The 16,344-nt window shown below is 45.9% G+C and carries 8 protein-coding genes and 1 CRISPR repeat array (1 of these 9 cut by a window edge); of the genes, 4 read left to right on the plus strand and 4 right to left on the minus strand.

Translation table 11 applies throughout. The annotated features are described in order from the left end of the window. A CRISPR array of direct repeats spans nucleotides 1–3,428; the repeat unit is 37 nt; unit sequence GTCGGAAAAACCATAAAACCCTATCAGGGATTGAAAC (it extends 1,343 nt beyond the left edge of the window). Nucleotides 3,429–3,833: 405 nt separating this feature from the next. Beyond that, nucleotides 3,834–4,934 carry a precorrin-8X methylmutase gene (locus QUA33_RS03790; RefSeq protein ID WP_333146590.1) on the minus strand — a complete coding sequence of 367 codons (1,101 nt, stop codon included), beginning with the start codon at nucleotides 4,932–4,934 and terminating at the stop codon, nucleotides 3,834–3,836. 161 nt (nucleotides 4,935–5,095) lie between these two features. Between QUA33_RS03790 and QUA33_RS03795 the strand changes: the two genes are divergently transcribed. Together QUA33_RS03795 and QUA33_RS03800 are read left to right on the plus strand one after the other, a co-directional pair. After that, nucleotides 5,096–7,009 carry a heavy metal translocating P-type ATPase gene (locus QUA33_RS03795; RefSeq protein ID WP_333146592.1) on the plus strand — a complete coding sequence of 638 codons (1,914 nt, stop codon included), beginning with the start codon at nucleotides 5,096–5,098 and terminating at the stop codon, nucleotides 7,007–7,009. Between the two features lie 298 nt (nucleotides 7,010–7,307). After that, nucleotides 7,308–9,374, plus strand: coding sequence for an elongation factor G (locus tag QUA33_RS03800; RefSeq protein ID WP_333146594.1), 2,067 nt, complete (start codon nucleotides 7,308–7,310; stop codon nucleotides 9,372–9,374). A 58-nt stretch (nucleotides 9,375–9,432) separates the two neighbouring features. On the opposite strand, the gene QUA33_RS03805 is transcribed toward QUA33_RS03800, so the two are convergent. The 3 genes from QUA33_RS03805 to petP all read right to left on the minus strand — a co-directional run bounded on the left by QUA33_RS03805 (nucleotide 9,433) and on the right by petP (nucleotide 12,035). After that, nucleotides 9,433–10,170 (minus strand): Uma2 family endonuclease, encoded by a 738-nt coding sequence (locus QUA33_RS03805; protein ID WP_333146596.1) that lies wholly within the window; start codon nucleotides 10,168–10,170, stop codon nucleotides 9,433–9,435. A gap of 338 nt (nucleotides 10,171–10,508) precedes the next feature. Continuing rightward, the gene (locus tag QUA33_RS03810; RefSeq protein ID WP_333146598.1) at nucleotides 10,509–11,603 is read right to left on the minus strand and encodes a Get3/ArsA fold putative tail anchor-mediating ATPase NosAFP; all 1,095 of its coding nucleotides are present in this window, start codon (nucleotides 11,601–11,603) and stop codon (nucleotides 10,509–10,511) included. Nucleotides 11,604–11,834: 231 nt separating this feature from the next. Beyond that, the gene (gene petP, locus QUA33_RS03815; RefSeq protein WP_333070922.1) at nucleotides 11,835–12,035 is read right to left on the minus strand and encodes a cytochrome b6f subunit PetP; all 201 of its coding nucleotides are present in this window, start codon (nucleotides 12,033–12,035) and stop codon (nucleotides 11,835–11,837) included. 669 nt (nucleotides 12,036–12,704) lie between these two features. Between petP and QUA33_RS03820 the strand changes: the two genes are divergently transcribed. Then, on the plus strand, nucleotides 12,705–13,811 hold the full coding sequence (locus QUA33_RS03820) for a FecR domain-containing protein (protein ID WP_333146600.1): 1,107 nt from the start codon (nucleotides 12,705–12,707) through the stop codon (nucleotides 13,809–13,811). Between the two features lie 569 nt (nucleotides 13,812–14,380). Continuing rightward, nucleotides 14,381–16,195 carry an adenylate/guanylate cyclase domain-containing protein gene (locus QUA33_RS03825; protein ID WP_333146603.1) on the plus strand — a complete coding sequence of 605 codons (1,815 nt, stop codon included), beginning with the start codon at nucleotides 14,381–14,383 and terminating at the stop codon, nucleotides 16,193–16,195. Nucleotides 16,196–16,344 lie beyond the last annotated feature (149 nt).

Raw genomic sequence — 16,344 nt, forward strand, 5'->3', positions numbered from 1 at the left:
TATCAGGGATTGAAACAACCTAACCATCCCCGCCACCAATATAACAATACCGGTCGGAAAAACCATAAAACCCTATCAGGGATTGAAACTTAGGTGATAGTTCCGTGGCATCGGAAGCGGAAATATGTCGGAAAAACCATAAAACCCTATCAGGGATTGAAACCCAGATCCCCCTCCGCCACTACCCCTTCACTACGAGTCGGAAAAACCATAAAACCCTATCAGGGATTGAAACCTGATATAGTCTAGATATACTTTAGCACTGGTTTTCGGAAAAACCATAAAACCCTATCAGGGATTGAAACAGCGCTTGTATCGCGCTTGTGTTCTCCCTTCACCATGGTCGGAAAAACCATAAAACCCTATCAGGGATTGAAACTTTTTAGGTGGTAAAGAAAGATGGTTCAAGTACAAGAGTCGGAAAAACCATAAAACCCTATCAGGGATTGAAACTGGGTTCCGGTGAAACAATCGGAGATCGTCAACAGGTCGGAAAAACCATAAAACCCTATCAGGGATTGAAACTAGATACACCGGACAAACGCCGGATCAAGTCACATTTAAGTCGGAAAAACCATAAAACCCTATCAGGGATTGAAACTTGGCGAGACAAGACTGCCAGCACAAACACATCAAGTCGGAAAAACCATAAAACCCTATCAGGGATTGAAACGCAAGAAAGATTGATTCGACATTTTAATTATAGCCGTCGGAAAAACCATAAAACCCTATCAGGGATTGAAACCGTGGTGCTTGATTGACCGAAACAAGCGACTAACAGTCGGAAAAACCATAAAACCCTATCAGGGATTGAAACCTTTATATTGTTTATAATTAGTATAGTTTTAAGCAAGTCGGAAAAACCATAAAACCCTATCAGGGATTGAAACCGGTGCTGACCGCGATGATGAAAAGAAAGATTTAAAGTCGGAAAAACCATAAAACCCTATCAGGGATTGAAACAGTATACCCTGTCGTTCCCCCTTCCAGTATCCAAAGTCGGAAAAACCATAAAACCCTATCAGGGATTGAAACACTCAAACACAAATTCAGACTTTACTTAACACTGCTGTCGGAAAAACCATAAAACCCTATCAGGGATTGAAACTTCTGTTCTCGGTTCTCCTGACCAATTTGCCGAAAAGTCGGAAAAACCATAAAACCCTATCAGGGATTGAAACGATGGCTTGAAAATAGAATATAATCCTTTTAAAGTCGGAAAAACCATAAAACCCTATCAGGGATTGAAACCCGCAAACGGCGAGAATGGCATGGGGACTTTAGTGCGTCGGAAAAACCATAAAACCCTATCAGGGATTGAAACAAACTTGCTGCTCTGATTCTATGTTACTCGTTATTGTCGGAAAAACCATAAAACCCTATCAGGGATTGAAACTAATTTGGGGTGGGATGAATTCGAGACGAGGAACAGTCGGAAAAACCATAAAACCCTATCAGGGATTGAAACCCCTTTTCTTGGTTTTATGAATTCGTGGGTAATACCGTCGGAAAAACCATAAAACCCTATCAGGGATTGAAACCGAGTGCGTTAATTTTGCCGTCAAGCCCTAACAGGTCGGAAAAACCATAAAACCCTATCAGGGATTGAAACGAGGCCCTTTCAGGATGTAGTCCGCTGCAATGCTAGTCGTCGGAAAAACCATAAAACCCTATCAGGGATTGAAACTGTCACAGATATGCCCTTTAATAATATAAAAAGTCGGAAAAACCATAAAACCCTATCAGGGATTGAAACAAATCCGATCAGAGTTATGGAAAATTATGAATATCAGTCGGAAAAACCATAAAACCCTATCAGGGATTGAAACCAAGATTTTTTGGAGAAGCGGCAGGTTCCATTTGGTCGGAAAAACCATAAAACCCTATCAGGGATTGAAACAGATGGGTGGTTGCTTCATAGGTGTCTCCTTTGCTTGTCGGAAAAACCATAAAACCCTATCAGGGATTGAAACTGGTACGCACTTTTACACAACAGCAACAACAAGCGTCGGAAAAACCATAAAACCCTATCAGGGATTGAAACAAGAACTGCGGGGAATTCTTAAAAGCTTTTGGGTCAAGTCGGAAAAACCATAAAACCCTATCAGGGATTGAAACTTTGCCATCAACGAGTACGACCCCCACGAACAGCGAGGTCGGAAAAACCATAAAACCCTATCAGGGATTGAAACTTGCAGGCAGTAGTAGAGTTGTTGGAGCACGGCGTCGGAAAAACCATAAAACCCTATCAGGGATTGAAACGAGCGACAGGAACGCAGCGATCGCACTCACAGAGTCGGAAAAACCATAAAACCCTATCAGGGATTGAAACGGCATATTTCTCAAGCATTAAAAAAACGGGTTAAGTCGGAAAAACCATAAAACCCTATCAGGGATTGAAACGGTTGCACTATATCGATCGGAAATTTTTGGGCGGCGTCGGAAAAACCATAAAACCCTATCAGGGATTGAAACTTAACTATATTCGGATCGGAAGATTCTACAGTTATGGTCGGAAAAACCATAAAACCCTATCAGGGATTGAAACTTAATTTTGCTGTCCCTAGTGATTCAGTTATGATAGTCGGAAAAACCATAAAACCCTATCAGGGATTGAAACGTGTAGTTTCCAATTGGTACAGATGATGAAAGTGCTAGCAGGTCGGAAAAACCATAAAACCCTATCAGGGATTGAAACGATAAGAGGGATTATTGCACAATTCTTTGAAGCGGTCGGAAAAACCATAAAACCCTATCAGGGATTGAAACAGCAACCGGACTTAAACCGGACTCGATCGGCACGTCGGAAAAACCATAAAACCCTATCAGGGATTGAAACAACGAACCTCCTGACCCAGATGATTTCAAATCTAAAGTCGGAAAAACCATAAAACCCTATCAGGGATTGAAACGTACAAAATTCCCCCCCCGGCACACCGTAACAAGTCGGAAAAACCATAAAACCCTATCAGGGATTGAAACTTGACTTTTGTGCTTCCTTAAGGTATGCGCGTATGCGCTCGGTCGGAAAAACCATAAAACCCTATCAGGGATTGAAACGCCCATAAGCTTGATATCCCCCCTGTTGCTAACGGTCGGAAAAACCATAAAACCCTATCAGGGATTGAAACTACAAACCTTAACTGTAGTCCTTAACTTTAGTGGGGGGAGTCGGAAAAACCATAAAACCCTATCAGGGATTGAAACTCAAGTCTGGTTTGTGCCTATTGTTAAAACATTAGTCGGAAAAACCATAAAACCCTATCAGGGATTGAAACACGGAACTTGTCTTTATACAGTCGGAGGCGTCGGGTCGGAAAAACCATAAAACCCTATCAGGGATTGAAACGCAAACTTTGCAACAGGCTCAAAATCAAACTGAGTCTATCCAGTCGGAAAAACCATAAAACCCTATCAGGGATTGAAACTTTTAGCAAACTCTAGGCTGTTGCTGTTGATAGGTCGGAAAAACCATATTTCCCGATCTAAGGCTTGAAACCCTGTATTGGAAGGCTTTCGCCTCGGACAATATAGTCGGAAAAACCATAAAACCCTATCAGGGATTGAAACAAAGTCCAAGCGCGCTGCAATAAACCTAAATCCCTATCAAAGATTGAAACTAAATCGGGAATGATATCATGTGCGGTTGCACTGAGACATGACTGTTGACGGTGACTCGAAAAACTGAAAATTGCGCTGATATTTGTTGGCAGCTTGACTCGACTTTACCAGGACGGACTATGAAGCGCGGATTTGATATGATTCCGGCGCACCCGGAATTGAGAGGAAGCAGCAAAAAACAAATTAAACCACCATAAACCTAAATCCCATCTTCACTTGAGATGACAATGACAATTCGGCTTTTCAATCAAAGACTCAACCAAAGCATTCAAAGCAACCGCCGCCAACAATCCGCCGCCAAAAGTTCCCACAGTCGTAATATAAGCAACGCCCGATCGCACTAACCGCCGTTTCGCCACCGGAGAATGACTAAAACCGATCGGCATACCAATTACCAAAGCCGGTTGCAATTGCCCGCACTCGATCGCCTCGCAAACCGCCATCAGCACAGACGGCGCATATCCGATCGCCAATATACATCCTTTTTCCAGTTTCAACAACTTTTCAAACCACTCACCCTGCTGCCAGAATTCCTGTTCCGCTTCCGCCGCAGCATTGATGTGCGGATCATCAATTAAAGTTTCAATACTTGTTCCTAAATGCGCCAATCTAGTCCCATCCAAAGCCGCAAAAACAGGCGGCACATCAGCCACAATTTGACACTGATTTTTCAAAGCTTCCCGCGCCGATTGAATCGCCGTTTCGCTCAACTTCACAAACGGCAGCAGCGAACAATCTCCGCAAGCTAACACCAGTTTAGAAAGCAAGTCTACCTCAATTTCCGAGCGATCGGGCAAATCCGGCAACAAAAGCTGCAACGACTCCCCAAAATCCTCCGGGTGAGTGTGCGCCCCCGCATCCCAACCCTCCCAAAGTTGTTCCAACTCATCCAACCCCCCCTCAGTTTCCGCCTGCAACAGCCTTAATTGCGCCAGTGCGTCCGCTTGCACCGCTTGACAAGAAATATCCCGCCCCAGCAATCCTTCCAGCGCCGAAGCCGTTTCTCTGAGGCGTACAATTTGCTGAATTACCGACAGATATTGCCGTTGCAGAGTCGCCATCAGCGCGTCTGGCGAAGCATCCGCGTCTGTTTCTAATAGTTTGCGGATGTGAGACAGTTGAAAGCCTTGCTGCTTGAGTGCGACTATTCTTTGCAGTCTTTGCACATCGCTGCGGCTATACAATCTATAGTTAGAGGTCGATCGCACCGCCGGAGATAGCAGCCCCAAAGCGTGATAATGTCGCACCATCCGAGGGGTAATTGTGCCTTTTACCGCTTCTGTAAGTTGTTTGATTGTCAGGTATTCTTGCATGGGATTTTTTAACCGCAGATATGGGCGGATAAACGCGGATGGACGCAGATGGGTATGGATGGTTATTGAGTTTTGTAATTTTGTTTGGTTTTACTCTTGACATTGACATTAATGTCAAGGTTTAGGCTACAGGAGTCATTCTACCAAATCAAATTTCCCCAATGACTCCCAATTCTCTGTCAATTTCTCGCTTCTCCCAGTTAGCCGAAGAACACCCAGATGCTGTGACTGCCGCCCTGTGCGGAATTCTAGTAATCTTGGGTTCGCTAGCCCTGCAATTGGGCTGGCTGGGTTTAGCCGTGTTAATCTTGCCCGCGGCTTATGTTATCGGCGGCTATTCCAGTACCCGCGAAGGCTTAACTACGCTTTTTCAAGAACGCGAATTAGATGTAGATTTGTTAATGATTGTCGCTGCTTTGGGCGCGGCCGGTTTGGGGCTGTGGAGGCAAGAATATCATTTAATTGTTGACGGTGCGGTGTTGATTTTGATTTTTGCTATTAGCGGCGCGCTGGAAGGTTATGCTATGCAGCGGACTGAACGCAGCATCCGCAGTTTGATGAGTTTGACTGCGGATACTGCTAGGGTGGTAATGTACGGCGGGGAACGGTTCGTGGCGATCGACAAATTGGAAATTGGCGATTACATTTTAGTCAAGCCCGGAGAAATCATCCCCACAGATGCGATAATTATTGAAGGCTACAGTGCGATCGATCAAGCCTCGATTACCGGCGAATCGATGCCCGTGGAAAAAACCAGGGGCGATGAAGTCTATGCAGGTACAATTAACGGTGCCGGCGCGCTGAAACTCGAAGTTCATAAAACTCCAGAAAGCAGCTTGATTAAGCGAGTGATTCGGCTGGTTCAAGAAGCGCAAACAGCAGCGCCACCTTCTCAAATGTTTGTGGAAAAATTCGAGCGCGGTTATGCCAAATTAATTGTCTGTTTAGGCTTACTTCTGGCAACTTTGCCGCCCTTTGTTTTGGGCTGGAATTGGGAAGAGACAATCTATCGGGCGCTGATTTTCCTAGTAGTCGCATCCCCCTGCGCGCTGATGGCTTCGATTATGCCGGCGCTGCTTTCGGGAATTGCTAACGGGGCGAGACAGGGGATTTTGTTTAAAAGTGGCGCGCAATTAGAGATGATTGGTAAAGTCAGGGCGATCGCCTTTGACAAAACCGGAACTCTCACCACGGGAAAACCTGAAGTTATCCAAATTGTACCAGCAGCCGGATATACTGAAACAGAAGTTCTGCAATTAGCGGCAGCCCTAGAAGCTCATTCCGAACACGCGATCGCCTCTTCAATAGTCAGCGCCGCCCAGCAGCAACAGTTACAATTGTCAACCGCTACCGATGTACAAGCAAAAATCGGTCAAGGAATTGTCGGCAAAGTCAACAATCAAATCATTGCCATTGGTAAAGCCGAATTTGTCGAAGCAACTTCCGAATTGAGTCAAATCAGCCAGCAGTTGCAAGCCGAAGGTAAAACAGTTGTTTGGGTGGCAAAGGGCGAGCAACTTTTGGGAATCATTGCAGTAGCAGATACCCTGCGCCCCGAAGCAGCAGCAACGGTAAAACGCTTGCAAAAATTAGGCGTAGAACATATAATTATGCTAACCGGCGACAACGAGCAAACAGCTCAAAACATTGCCCGTCAATTAGGCATTAATGAAGTGTACGCCGAACTTTTGCCGGAAGACAAAGTGCAGGCAATTAAACAACTGCAAACCCAGTATCAAACTGTAGCAATGGTAGGAGACGGCATCAACGACGCCCCCGCCCTCGCTCAAGCTTCCGTCGGCATTGCGATGGGAATTTCCGGCAGCGACGTTGCTTTAGAAACGGCTGACATCGTATTAATGGCAGATAAGTTAGAGCAACTAGCTAAAGCAATTAGTTTGGGTCGTCGCGCTCAAAAAGTTGTCAAACAAAACATTGTTTTTGCACTCAGTTGCATTGTGCTGTTATTGGCGGCTAACTTTTTCGGAAATATCACCATGCCTTTCGGCGTCATCGGTCACGAAGGATCTACAGTAATAGTAACCTTAAGCGGTTTGCGACTGCTCAGAAATTAGACCAATCGAGACAGAGGAAGAGTGATATCAAATCCGCTCTTCATCGGAATTATTAGTCTCTCTCTTCTCTTCCTCTGCGTTCTCTGCGTTCTCTGCGGTTAAAAAATAAAAATATTAAGAAAAACTACAATTTGTGTTTGCGTTACTCAAAATACGCTAGCGTCAAAAGTATTAAATCATACCAAAACCAGAAGTTGCTCGAAAATGCAATAAAAATTAACCTAGAAAAAGTCTAGAAAATGGTATAGAACAGATTGCACCAAGAGCAATGGAAAACAAGTTTTCTGTTGGAGGCAATATGAACGAAAAAGTCCTTGGGGCCACGCGGAACGTTGCAATTGTTGGCCCTTATTTAAGCGGTAAAACCGCACTGCTCGAAAGTTTGCTGTCGGTGACAGGGACAATTACCCGCAAAGGAAATGTCAAAGATGGCAACACAATAGGTGATAGTTCGCCGGAAGCGCGCGATCGCCAAATGAGCGTAGAAGTAAACGCCGCCACCGCTGAATATCAAGGCGTCCGCTTCACATTTCTCGACTGTCCGGGCTCGGTAGAATTTGTCCAAGAAACTTACAATGCGCTGATTGGTGTGGATGCGGCGATAATAGTTTGCGAACCCGTTGCCGATCGCACTTTAACCCTCGCACCCCTGTTTAAATTCCTCGACGATTGGGAAATTCCCCACCTAGTTTTCATCAACAAGATCGATCGCGCTTGCACAGACGAAACTACTTGCGGCACCAACTTCACCAACGTGCTCGACGCGCTCAAATCCGTTTCCAGCAGACCGATCGTACCTCACCAATATCCGATCGGCAAAAACGAACAAATCATCGGTTTTATCGACTTAGTAACCGAACAAGCTTACCACTACCATCCGGGCGCCGCCGCAGATCCCGTCCCGCTTCCAGAACACCTCAAAGCACAAGAAAGCGCAGCGCGGCAGCAAATGCTCGAAGAATTGGCGAATTTTGACGACCATTTACTCGAAGAATTGCTCGAAGAAATCAATCCCGACGCCGAAGAAATTACCCGCGATTTAAAGATGGAATTAGGCGCAGATTTAATTGTGCCAGTATTCATCGGCATCGCCGAACAAGATTTCGGCGTGCGGCCTCTGCTGGAAGCTTTGCTGAGGGAAGCGCCGACACCCGAAACTACAGCCGATCGCCGCGGCATTATACTAAGTGACAACAAAGTTCTGGCTCAAATCCTCAAAACCTATTACACGCCGCAGGGAGGCAAACTATCGTTAGTGAGAATGTGGCGGGGGACGCTGGCAGACGGAGCAATTTTGAACGGGGTTCGAGTTAACGGTTTGTACCGCTTGACCGGCCAGCAAACGCAAAATTTGCAGTCCGTCAGCGCCGGGGAAATTGTGGCTGTGGGAAGGCTAGAAGGCCTGAAAACAGGCGATACGCTGGCCCTAGACCGATCGGAAGAATTGCCAAAAGCCGAAATCATCCCGCCTGTCTACGCACTGGCGATCGTCCCAGAAAAGCGCAACGATGAAGTTAAGCTGAGCTCCGCTTTAGCTAAATTGCGAGAAGAAGACCCATCTTTAGTCTGGGAACAGCACGGCGACACTCACGAAATTATACTTTGGGGTCAAGGGGAAATCCACCTGAAAGTAGCCTTAGACAGGTTGCGCCGCAAGTATAACTTGCCGATGGTAACTCACTTACCGCAAGTGCCGTACAAAGAAACCATCCGCAAACCAGCATCTTCCATCCACGGGCGCTACAAACACCAAAGCGGCGGACACGGACAATTCGGCGACGTGTACCTCGACATTCAACCGCAGCCCCGCGGAGAAGGTTTCACCTTTAGCGACAAAATAGTCGGCGGCGTCGTCCCAAAACAGTACATTCCCGGCGTGGAAGTGGGAGTGCGCGAGTATTTGGACCGCGGCCCGCTGGGTTTCCCGGTGGTAGACGTAGCGGTGACGCTGACGAACGGTTCCTACCATTCTGTGGACAGTTCCGAACAAGCTTTCAAGCAAGCGGCGCGTTTGGCGATGCAGGAGGGAATGGCCAAGTGCGAACCGGCATTGCTGGAGCCGATCGCCAAAGTTGAAATTTGCGCTCCGAACGAGTGTACATCAAAGGTGTTGCAGTTGGTCAGCGGACACCGCGGCCAAATTCTCGGCTACGAAGGTAAAAAAGGCTGGAAGGGATGGGATGCAGTTTCTGCTTATTTGCCGGTCGCAGAAATGCAGAATTTGATCGTAGAATTGCGATCGCAGACAATGGGAGTAGGATTTTTTAATTGGGAGTTCGATCGATTGCAAGAAGTGCCGGAACCTTTAGCTAAGCGGGTTTTGCTAACGACTGGCGGCAATGGAAACGGTAACGGTAAAAGTTAGGTAATTCTCTTAAAAAACCCGGTTTCTTCAATAAACCGGGTTTTTGCAGGAGTTGCCATTACAATTCATTGGGGTCGATTCCCATTTCTCGGAGTCTTAATTCTAAAGCTTGCGATCGCGATCGTTCTTGTTCCAGCAAAGTTTCTGCCTCAGTAGCCCGTTGCTGTGCATTCTGAGCCTGTTCCTCTGCTTGCTGTGCCCGTGCTTCCGCCTGCTGTCGCAGTTGAGCGAGTTCCACAAAACTCACAAACGGTTCTCCCGACGGCCCAAACATTTCGAGTCCGGTTTCAGACAATCCAAAGCGCACCCCCAGTCTGGGACTAATCCAACCGTCTATTTGTTCGATCGCCTCTAACTCTTCCTCAACCCGCTGCCATCCTGTCAATTCTAATGTTTGGGGGTCGTACAAATAGTATTCTTCCACACCGTAACGTTCGTAAAATTTGAACTTTTGAATCATTGGAGCTGGCCTATTTCCAGGCGACCAAATTTCAAACACAACTTGTGGCCCAATATTATCTTCATTCCACTGTTGATACGAACCACGATAACCTTTTGGTCTACCAAAAACTACCATCACATCAGGTGCTTGGCAAAGTTTATTATTTCCTTCAACGGGATACCAAAGCAAGTCGCCTGCCACAAAAACATTCGGGTCATTCGCAAATAATAGTTCGGAATTCTCCTTAATCCAAACGATTAATCTAAATTGCTCAGTATTGTCTGACATTGGTTCTCCATTGTCATCGGGATAGATAATATTTGATTTGTCGGGAGATTGCAGTTGTGTAACCATTGCTGTTTCCCCAAATTTGCTGCTAATAATATTGTATTGTAAATGATATCAATTCCGTCCTTCGTAGGCGCGGGGTTAACCAGAAATATTGGCTAATCATTCAAAGGATAAATAAACCCGCCCCCGCCCCACGGCCAATCTGAATGTAAATTTCGATTGTTCGTTGGGTGGGGGCGGGTGTTCGAGATGGTTTTTTTCCGGCGATTCTGGTTTGTGAAACCCGCCCTTACGATCGCACAAATTATACGATCGCGAATCAGCGAGACATGATATTAGAGAACTCGATAATTCATCACTGTATCCGTGTCAAAATCTCTTAGAGGACCTTCTTCCTTACCCTAAAAAGAAATAATCAAGTAACCGTTCAGGAACTTAGCACCAGTAACAGACTTGCCAGTTAGCGCCGGAGGCAGCAAAATATTGCGCCGCTGATCGCCCGCTTCGATCGTCACTTCCGGCCCCGATTGAATCAATTTAATTTCTTTCTTGTCAAACCCAGGCAAAAACAAACTAACTTGACGCTGTGCAATGTTTATGTTAATGGGTTTAGGAGCTTTTGCTGCCTCCGAAAAATCGGGCAAAGCATCAATTAGCGGCTGCCAATTATTGTCACTGTGCGCCGGAACCGAAACAGCCGTCAAAGGCTCAAAATCGGCAGTAATAGCTTCTGTAACCGGTGCTTGATTGACAATGACACCGCCCACAGTCAAACCAACTTGTTGAGAACTTCCCCAAAGATAGCGAGCAGTTGCGATCGCGCTTGCATCCCCATTCGTCACCAAAAAAGCCGCCGTGCGGTTCGGATCTGCCAGCGCTTCCTTACCCTTATCCAAAAGATTATCGACTTGCTTAGTCGATTGAAAAGCATTGTCTCCCGACAAATCCACCGTCAACACCGTACTGACAACCGGTTGAATAAAAGGTGAAAGCGCTTTCCCCAAATCCGAATCTACCAAAGCTTGACGGAACCTGCGGATGTACCAACTCAGAATTTCCGGCATTCCCAGCATCCGCAGCGTATCCATGCCGCCATTGCCGTCATAAACAATTACATCGTATTGTTTGCTGTCCTCGTATTCCCGAAGTTCGTTCAACGCCAGGGCGCTGTCCATTCCCGGTAACACTCCTAATTCTTGACCGTAAATCTGCTTGAAAAACGGAGTGCGGACATATTGAGCTTCTAATTGTTTAACTTCGTCCCACCTGCGTTCTAGCAGCGGCGCGCTTTGCACCTGAACAGCTTTGAGGTTGGGGGTGATTTCCTGGGGGCTGAGAGTCAGGGGAGTCCCTAGCAGGATGCCCAATGCAGGGCCCGGATCTTGGCCGAGCAGCAGAACTCGCTTGCCTTGAGCCGCGTATTTTTTAGCTGTTGCGATCGCGATCGTACTGCGGCCAGTGCCGCCTTTGCCCAAAAATGTCAAAATCAAAGCCATTTTCTGTTCTCACTGCCAAAGCTTACTCTTTAACATTTAAGCGCAACCTTCAGCCAGAGTGGGGGAGGGCGGAGAGTGGAGGAAGAGGAGAGTCGGCGAGTGGGAGAGTGGGAGAGGGGAAGAATTGGGAAAATTTTTCCTCTTCCTTCTTCCATCGGACTGACATCCGTTACATCCGTTACATCCGTCGAGCGAATCCGTTGCCGAACTTCCTTCTTCCTTCTACATCTGTTAAACGGGTTCTAGCTCATCTTCAAAGAACCAAGTCGCAAAACCATCAAACTTGACAACCACGCCTACTCCGCTACCGTCAACCATTTTGAATCCGTCAACAGTGCCTACTGGATTCTCCTTTATCTTGCCCACTATATTGGCAGGTATCCGATCTCTGAGACGGCGCACCTTCACTCTCTGACCTACTTCTATTGCCACTGAAATTGTTCTCCTGCTCTATATAACCTATATACAACCGTTTATTTTACAGTTTGGCGTCTACTTCGGAACAGCAACACCCGCAAGCGATCGCTCACTATGATTTTCCATCGAAATTTCCACCAACTTTCCCTAAAAAACGGTATTCTAGTCGGAGTTTGTCGATCGTCTACCCGGATTCGCTTGGGTTTGCCTCATCAGCTTCCACAGCGGCAAGCTCAACTTCCAGAGTCTCGCGCACCACGGAGATAATTATTTTTTATCCCTTCGCAAAAACAATCTTTTTATTCATTGCCACAACTACAGGATTTATTTCCAATTAGTCATCCTTCCGGCAGAAGCCAAAAGGCATTCAGAAGCAGTAATTAATTTTAGGTTTGCTATATATAAATCTTCTATTTCTAACGTTGATATTGGCTAACATCAATGCTGTAAAGCACTTGGAGTCTGGATTGCAAAATTTTCCGAAGGTCGGATTGTAGTAAACAGTCTTGTTGTAACAGTTTACTACAATCTGACAATAAAAAAAGATTTAATGCTAAAATCTCATGCTGAGAAAGTTTATTTTTGCTGCTGTGTTACGGCATAAAAAGTATAACTATTGCCGGATTTAGGGTGTCTGATACAGGAAAGGAAGTCTAGAAACTTCAATATGACAAAATTGAAATTATGAATAAAATTTTTACCTGTGGCCGCTCGACCCAAATTCCGCTCCTAAGTTTGTCGTTAGCTGTGTTCGCCTGTCTGGCGCTTGGTCGTGCGACGATCGCCAGTCCGCTCTATCCATCCCCCAAACAGCCGTCGAACCCTACTAAAATTATCTCAGTCGATCGACCGCCAGCACTGCCAACAGCCTCAAAATCTCCAACAAATCCGGCAACAGTGGCGGCTAATTCCTCCCCAGCAGAGACGATAAACGCCCAGGGAACAGCGGCCGGACGATCGCTCGAAATAGAAGAAATTCGCGGTACAGTCAGCTTTAAAGGGCGGCCGGCGGTTGTGGGCGATCGGCTGCTTGCCCCCGGAGACGAAATCATCACCGGCCCCGATTCCACAGCCCGTTTAGGCATCGACAACCACACCGGCATCGTGGAAGTGGCCGAAAAAACCGCAGTCAGAATATCGAATTTGTCAAGCAGTGCAGGTGGCAAAAAAGACACAGTGATTTTTGTCAGCAGGGGGCGAGTGAGGTTGTCGATCGGCAAAACTGCTGCGACAACTCCCGCAGCCAACACCTCAACAATTATCCCCCCAAACCAAATAGTCGCCCTCAATACCTTCAGCGGACTCGGCAAATCCAGTCAAATTGCCCAACAAAAAAGTTCTGCCAAAACCGCCCCAGTCAGGGTTGAAACCCCAGAAGGCGTTGCCGGAGTTCGCGGCACATCATTTGGCGTCAGCGTCGGTGGCGGCAAAACCGCCGTCGAAACTATTGAAGGTGCAGTCGTAGTATCCGGCAACATCGATTCGGAAGTAGTTGTCAACAGTGGCAACGCCACCACAATTTTCCCTCAAACCTCGCCCGTGGCGCCCTCAGCCAGCCCTCGCCTAGCTAAACTCAAAGTCCGCAGGTTGTTGAGACTCAGTGGCAATATCTATCACCTCAGCGGTCAAATTAACCCGATCGACATAATTTATGTCAACAGCGAAGCGATTAAGATCGATCGAAATGGCAACTTCAAAATCCAAGGAATTTTACCTCCAAGCCGCCGTCTCAAAATCGTAGTCCGAGGCCCGTCAATCACAGAACGGCATTATAGCCTCGCAGTTCCCTAAAAAACATATCGTCGCGAGTAAAGTGCGCGGGCAGTCTCTGAGGAAGTAAGTTAGATCGTAAGTCTTATTTGAGTTGATTATTTCGTAGAGGGGCGAAGCATTTCGCGGTGAAACTTCGTCAGCCCAGTCGCGTCTAAATATTAAAGTCAAGTTTAATGCAATTATTGTGAGGTGTCCCGCCCGCCTACAAATATAATTTAGATGCCCAACAGATTAGTCAAAATAAAGAAACTTGGCGTTAACCTTTCGCCATTACGGTATTGTAAAACTTCATGACTATATTAGGGGTTCCGGTTGCATCTAAATAATCAAATTGAGTCAACAGTTAACACTCAACTATTCAGTTTTCAGATACCGAGTCAAGAGTAAACTGTCAAAAATTAACAATCCCTAGGAGTGCAACCGGAATTGATATATAGTAATCCTCGCATCATTTGTGAATTTCTTACTCCCTCCCCTCGATCGGGGGAGGGTTGAGATGGGGTAAAAAAATTACGACTCATTGAGGATTGATATAACTCTTATCGAAAATCGGAGTCTAATGTCAATGATTGCGTAAAATTAATTGCATGAAGTTCAAAAAATGGCTCGATCATCTCAAACAAAATCAACTGCTCGGCCTGCGGCACTATATAGCCACAAACCCTCCCTGGATGACAGGAGCAGTAGTAGGTATCATGTCTGTAGTGATCCTGCAATTGGGAATGTGGAAACCCCTTGAATATTTGGGATACAAAACGCTATTTCAAATTCGAGAATCGGGAATTTTGCCAAATCCCGGATGGGACTCAAGAATTGCGGTAATTGCGATCGAACGGCATTCCTTGCAGGAATACGGTAAATTTCCTTGGCCTCGCAACCGCTATGCCCAACTGCTAGAAGCGCTCAAAAAATCCCCCCCCACAGCCGTTGGTTTTGACATTCTTTTCCTCGATCCAAGCCCTAAAGATGATATTTTAGCCGCGGCAATTACCGCCAACGGCAAAGTTGTACTCCCTAGAACCCTCAAAGAAGAACCCGTAGCATCTTTAAAAGCAGCCGCCGCAGGTGTCGGCCACATCAGCCAAGAAGCCGATAGCGACGGTATTAGCCGCGAGTCAAAAATTTTTCTCAACGGCATTCCTAATTTCGGTTTAGCCATGACTCACAGGTACAATGCTGTTAACCCCGAAGATCCAGTATTGCTTCCACAGTCAAAAAATAAGCAGGAAAAAAAAGTTTGGATTAACTGGCCGGGGAAAACAGAAAATCTATCTACCTATGCTTTTGTTGATGTGGTAGAAGGTAGGATTCCTGCAGACGCTCTGACCAATAAGTTAGTTTTAGTTGGCATAGTTGCTACGGGTTTAGACCCCATATCTTCACCTCTCAACAAGACTACGGCTGGGGTTTATTTATATGCAGCATTGGTTGACAATTTGCTCAATCAACGCTTGCTGCAGCGGCTGCCGGTACTGCTAGAAATTTTGTTATTATTGGGTATTGGCCCGCTTACCGCTTTGGTTCTGTACAAACGAGGTGTTCAAGAAAGAATTGCGATCGCTCTCGGTTTGCCTGTTGTTTGGATTGCGGCTGCTGCTTTGCTATTTGGCTTCTTTTTTTGGTGGGTTCCGATTGCTGCACCTATCGGCACTCTCATTTTAGCTGGCACTGCTTTGCAACTGCGGGAACAGTACGAAAAACAGCAGTTGATGAGGTTATTTGAAAAGCACGTCGCTCCGGAGACAGCTCAGCTTATTTGGGAACGCAAAGCTGAGATATTTGAACAGGGAGAACTTGAACCTCAAGAACTTACAGCAACGGTGCTGTTTATGGATATTCGTAGTTTTACTTCGATTTCAGAAAAAATGCGACCGCGAGATTTGCTCACCTGGTTGAACAATTATTTGGAAGCGATGACTAACTGTATTATGGATCACGGCGGTGTTGTAGATAAATACATCGGTGATGCAATTATGGCAGTTTTTGGGGTACCTTTTTGCCATACCGAATATCGACAAATTCAACAAGATGCTTTGAATGCAGTTGCGGCTTGTATTGCGATGCACGAACGGCTGCACCAACTTAATCAGCAGCTTAGAAGTGAACGCAAACCTTTAATTAAGTTTGGTATTGGTTTGCATACCGGACAGTTAGTTGCGGGCAGCGTCGGCGGTTCCCGGCGTTTGAATTATTCTGTGATCGGCGATGCTGTCAATGTTGCTGCTAGATTGGAGGCGATGAATAAGGAAATTGTTTCTGACAGTCCTTTTAATTTATTGGTGACGGCGAGGACTTTTGCTTACGTGCGCGATCGCTACGAAGGCCAAAAAGTAGGCTCGATTCAATTGCGCGGGAAAAAAGAAGAGACTGTGGTTTATGCTATTTTGGGTGAAAAGCATTAGTCATTAGTTATTAGTTATTAGTTATTAGTTATTAGTTATTAGTTATTAGTCATTAGTCATTAGTCATTAGTTATTAGTTATTAGTTATTAGTTATTAGTTATTAGTTATTAGTTATTAGTTATTAGTTATTAGTTATTAGTTATTAGTT

This window comes from Microcoleus sp. Pol14D4, assembly GCF_036701245.1.
In the GTDB taxonomy this organism is placed as follows: Bacteria; Cyanobacteriota; Cyanobacteriia; order Cyanobacteriales; family Microcoleaceae; genus Microcoleus.

What these genes read in the sequence shown, in the direction of transcription:
- QUA33_RS03790 (WP_333146590.1), bottom strand. Translation starts at nt 4,934, where the DNA reads ATGCAAGAATACCTGACAATCAAACAACTTACAGAAGCGGTAAAAGGC.
- QUA33_RS03795 (WP_333146592.1), top strand. Translation starts at nt 5,096, where the DNA reads ATGACTCCCAATTCTCTGTCAATTTCTCGCTTCTCCCAGTTAGCCGAA.
- QUA33_RS03800 (WP_333146594.1), top strand. Translation starts at nt 7,308, where the DNA reads ATGAACGAAAAAGTCCTTGGGGCCACGCGGAACGTTGCAATTGTTGGC.
- QUA33_RS03805 (WP_333146596.1), bottom strand. Translation starts at nt 10,170, where the DNA reads ATGGTTACACAACTGCAATCTCCCGACAAATCAAATATTATCTATCCC.
- QUA33_RS03810 (WP_333146598.1), bottom strand. Translation starts at nt 11,603, where the DNA reads ATGGCTTTGATTTTGACATTTTTGGGCAAAGGCGGCACTGGCCGCAGT.
- QUA33_RS03820 (WP_333146600.1), top strand. Translation starts at nt 12,705, where the DNA reads ATGAATAAAATTTTTACCTGTGGCCGCTCGACCCAAATTCCGCTCCTA.
- QUA33_RS03825 (WP_333146603.1), top strand. Translation starts at nt 14,381, where the DNA reads ATGAAGTTCAAAAAATGGCTCGATCATCTCAAACAAAATCAACTGCTC.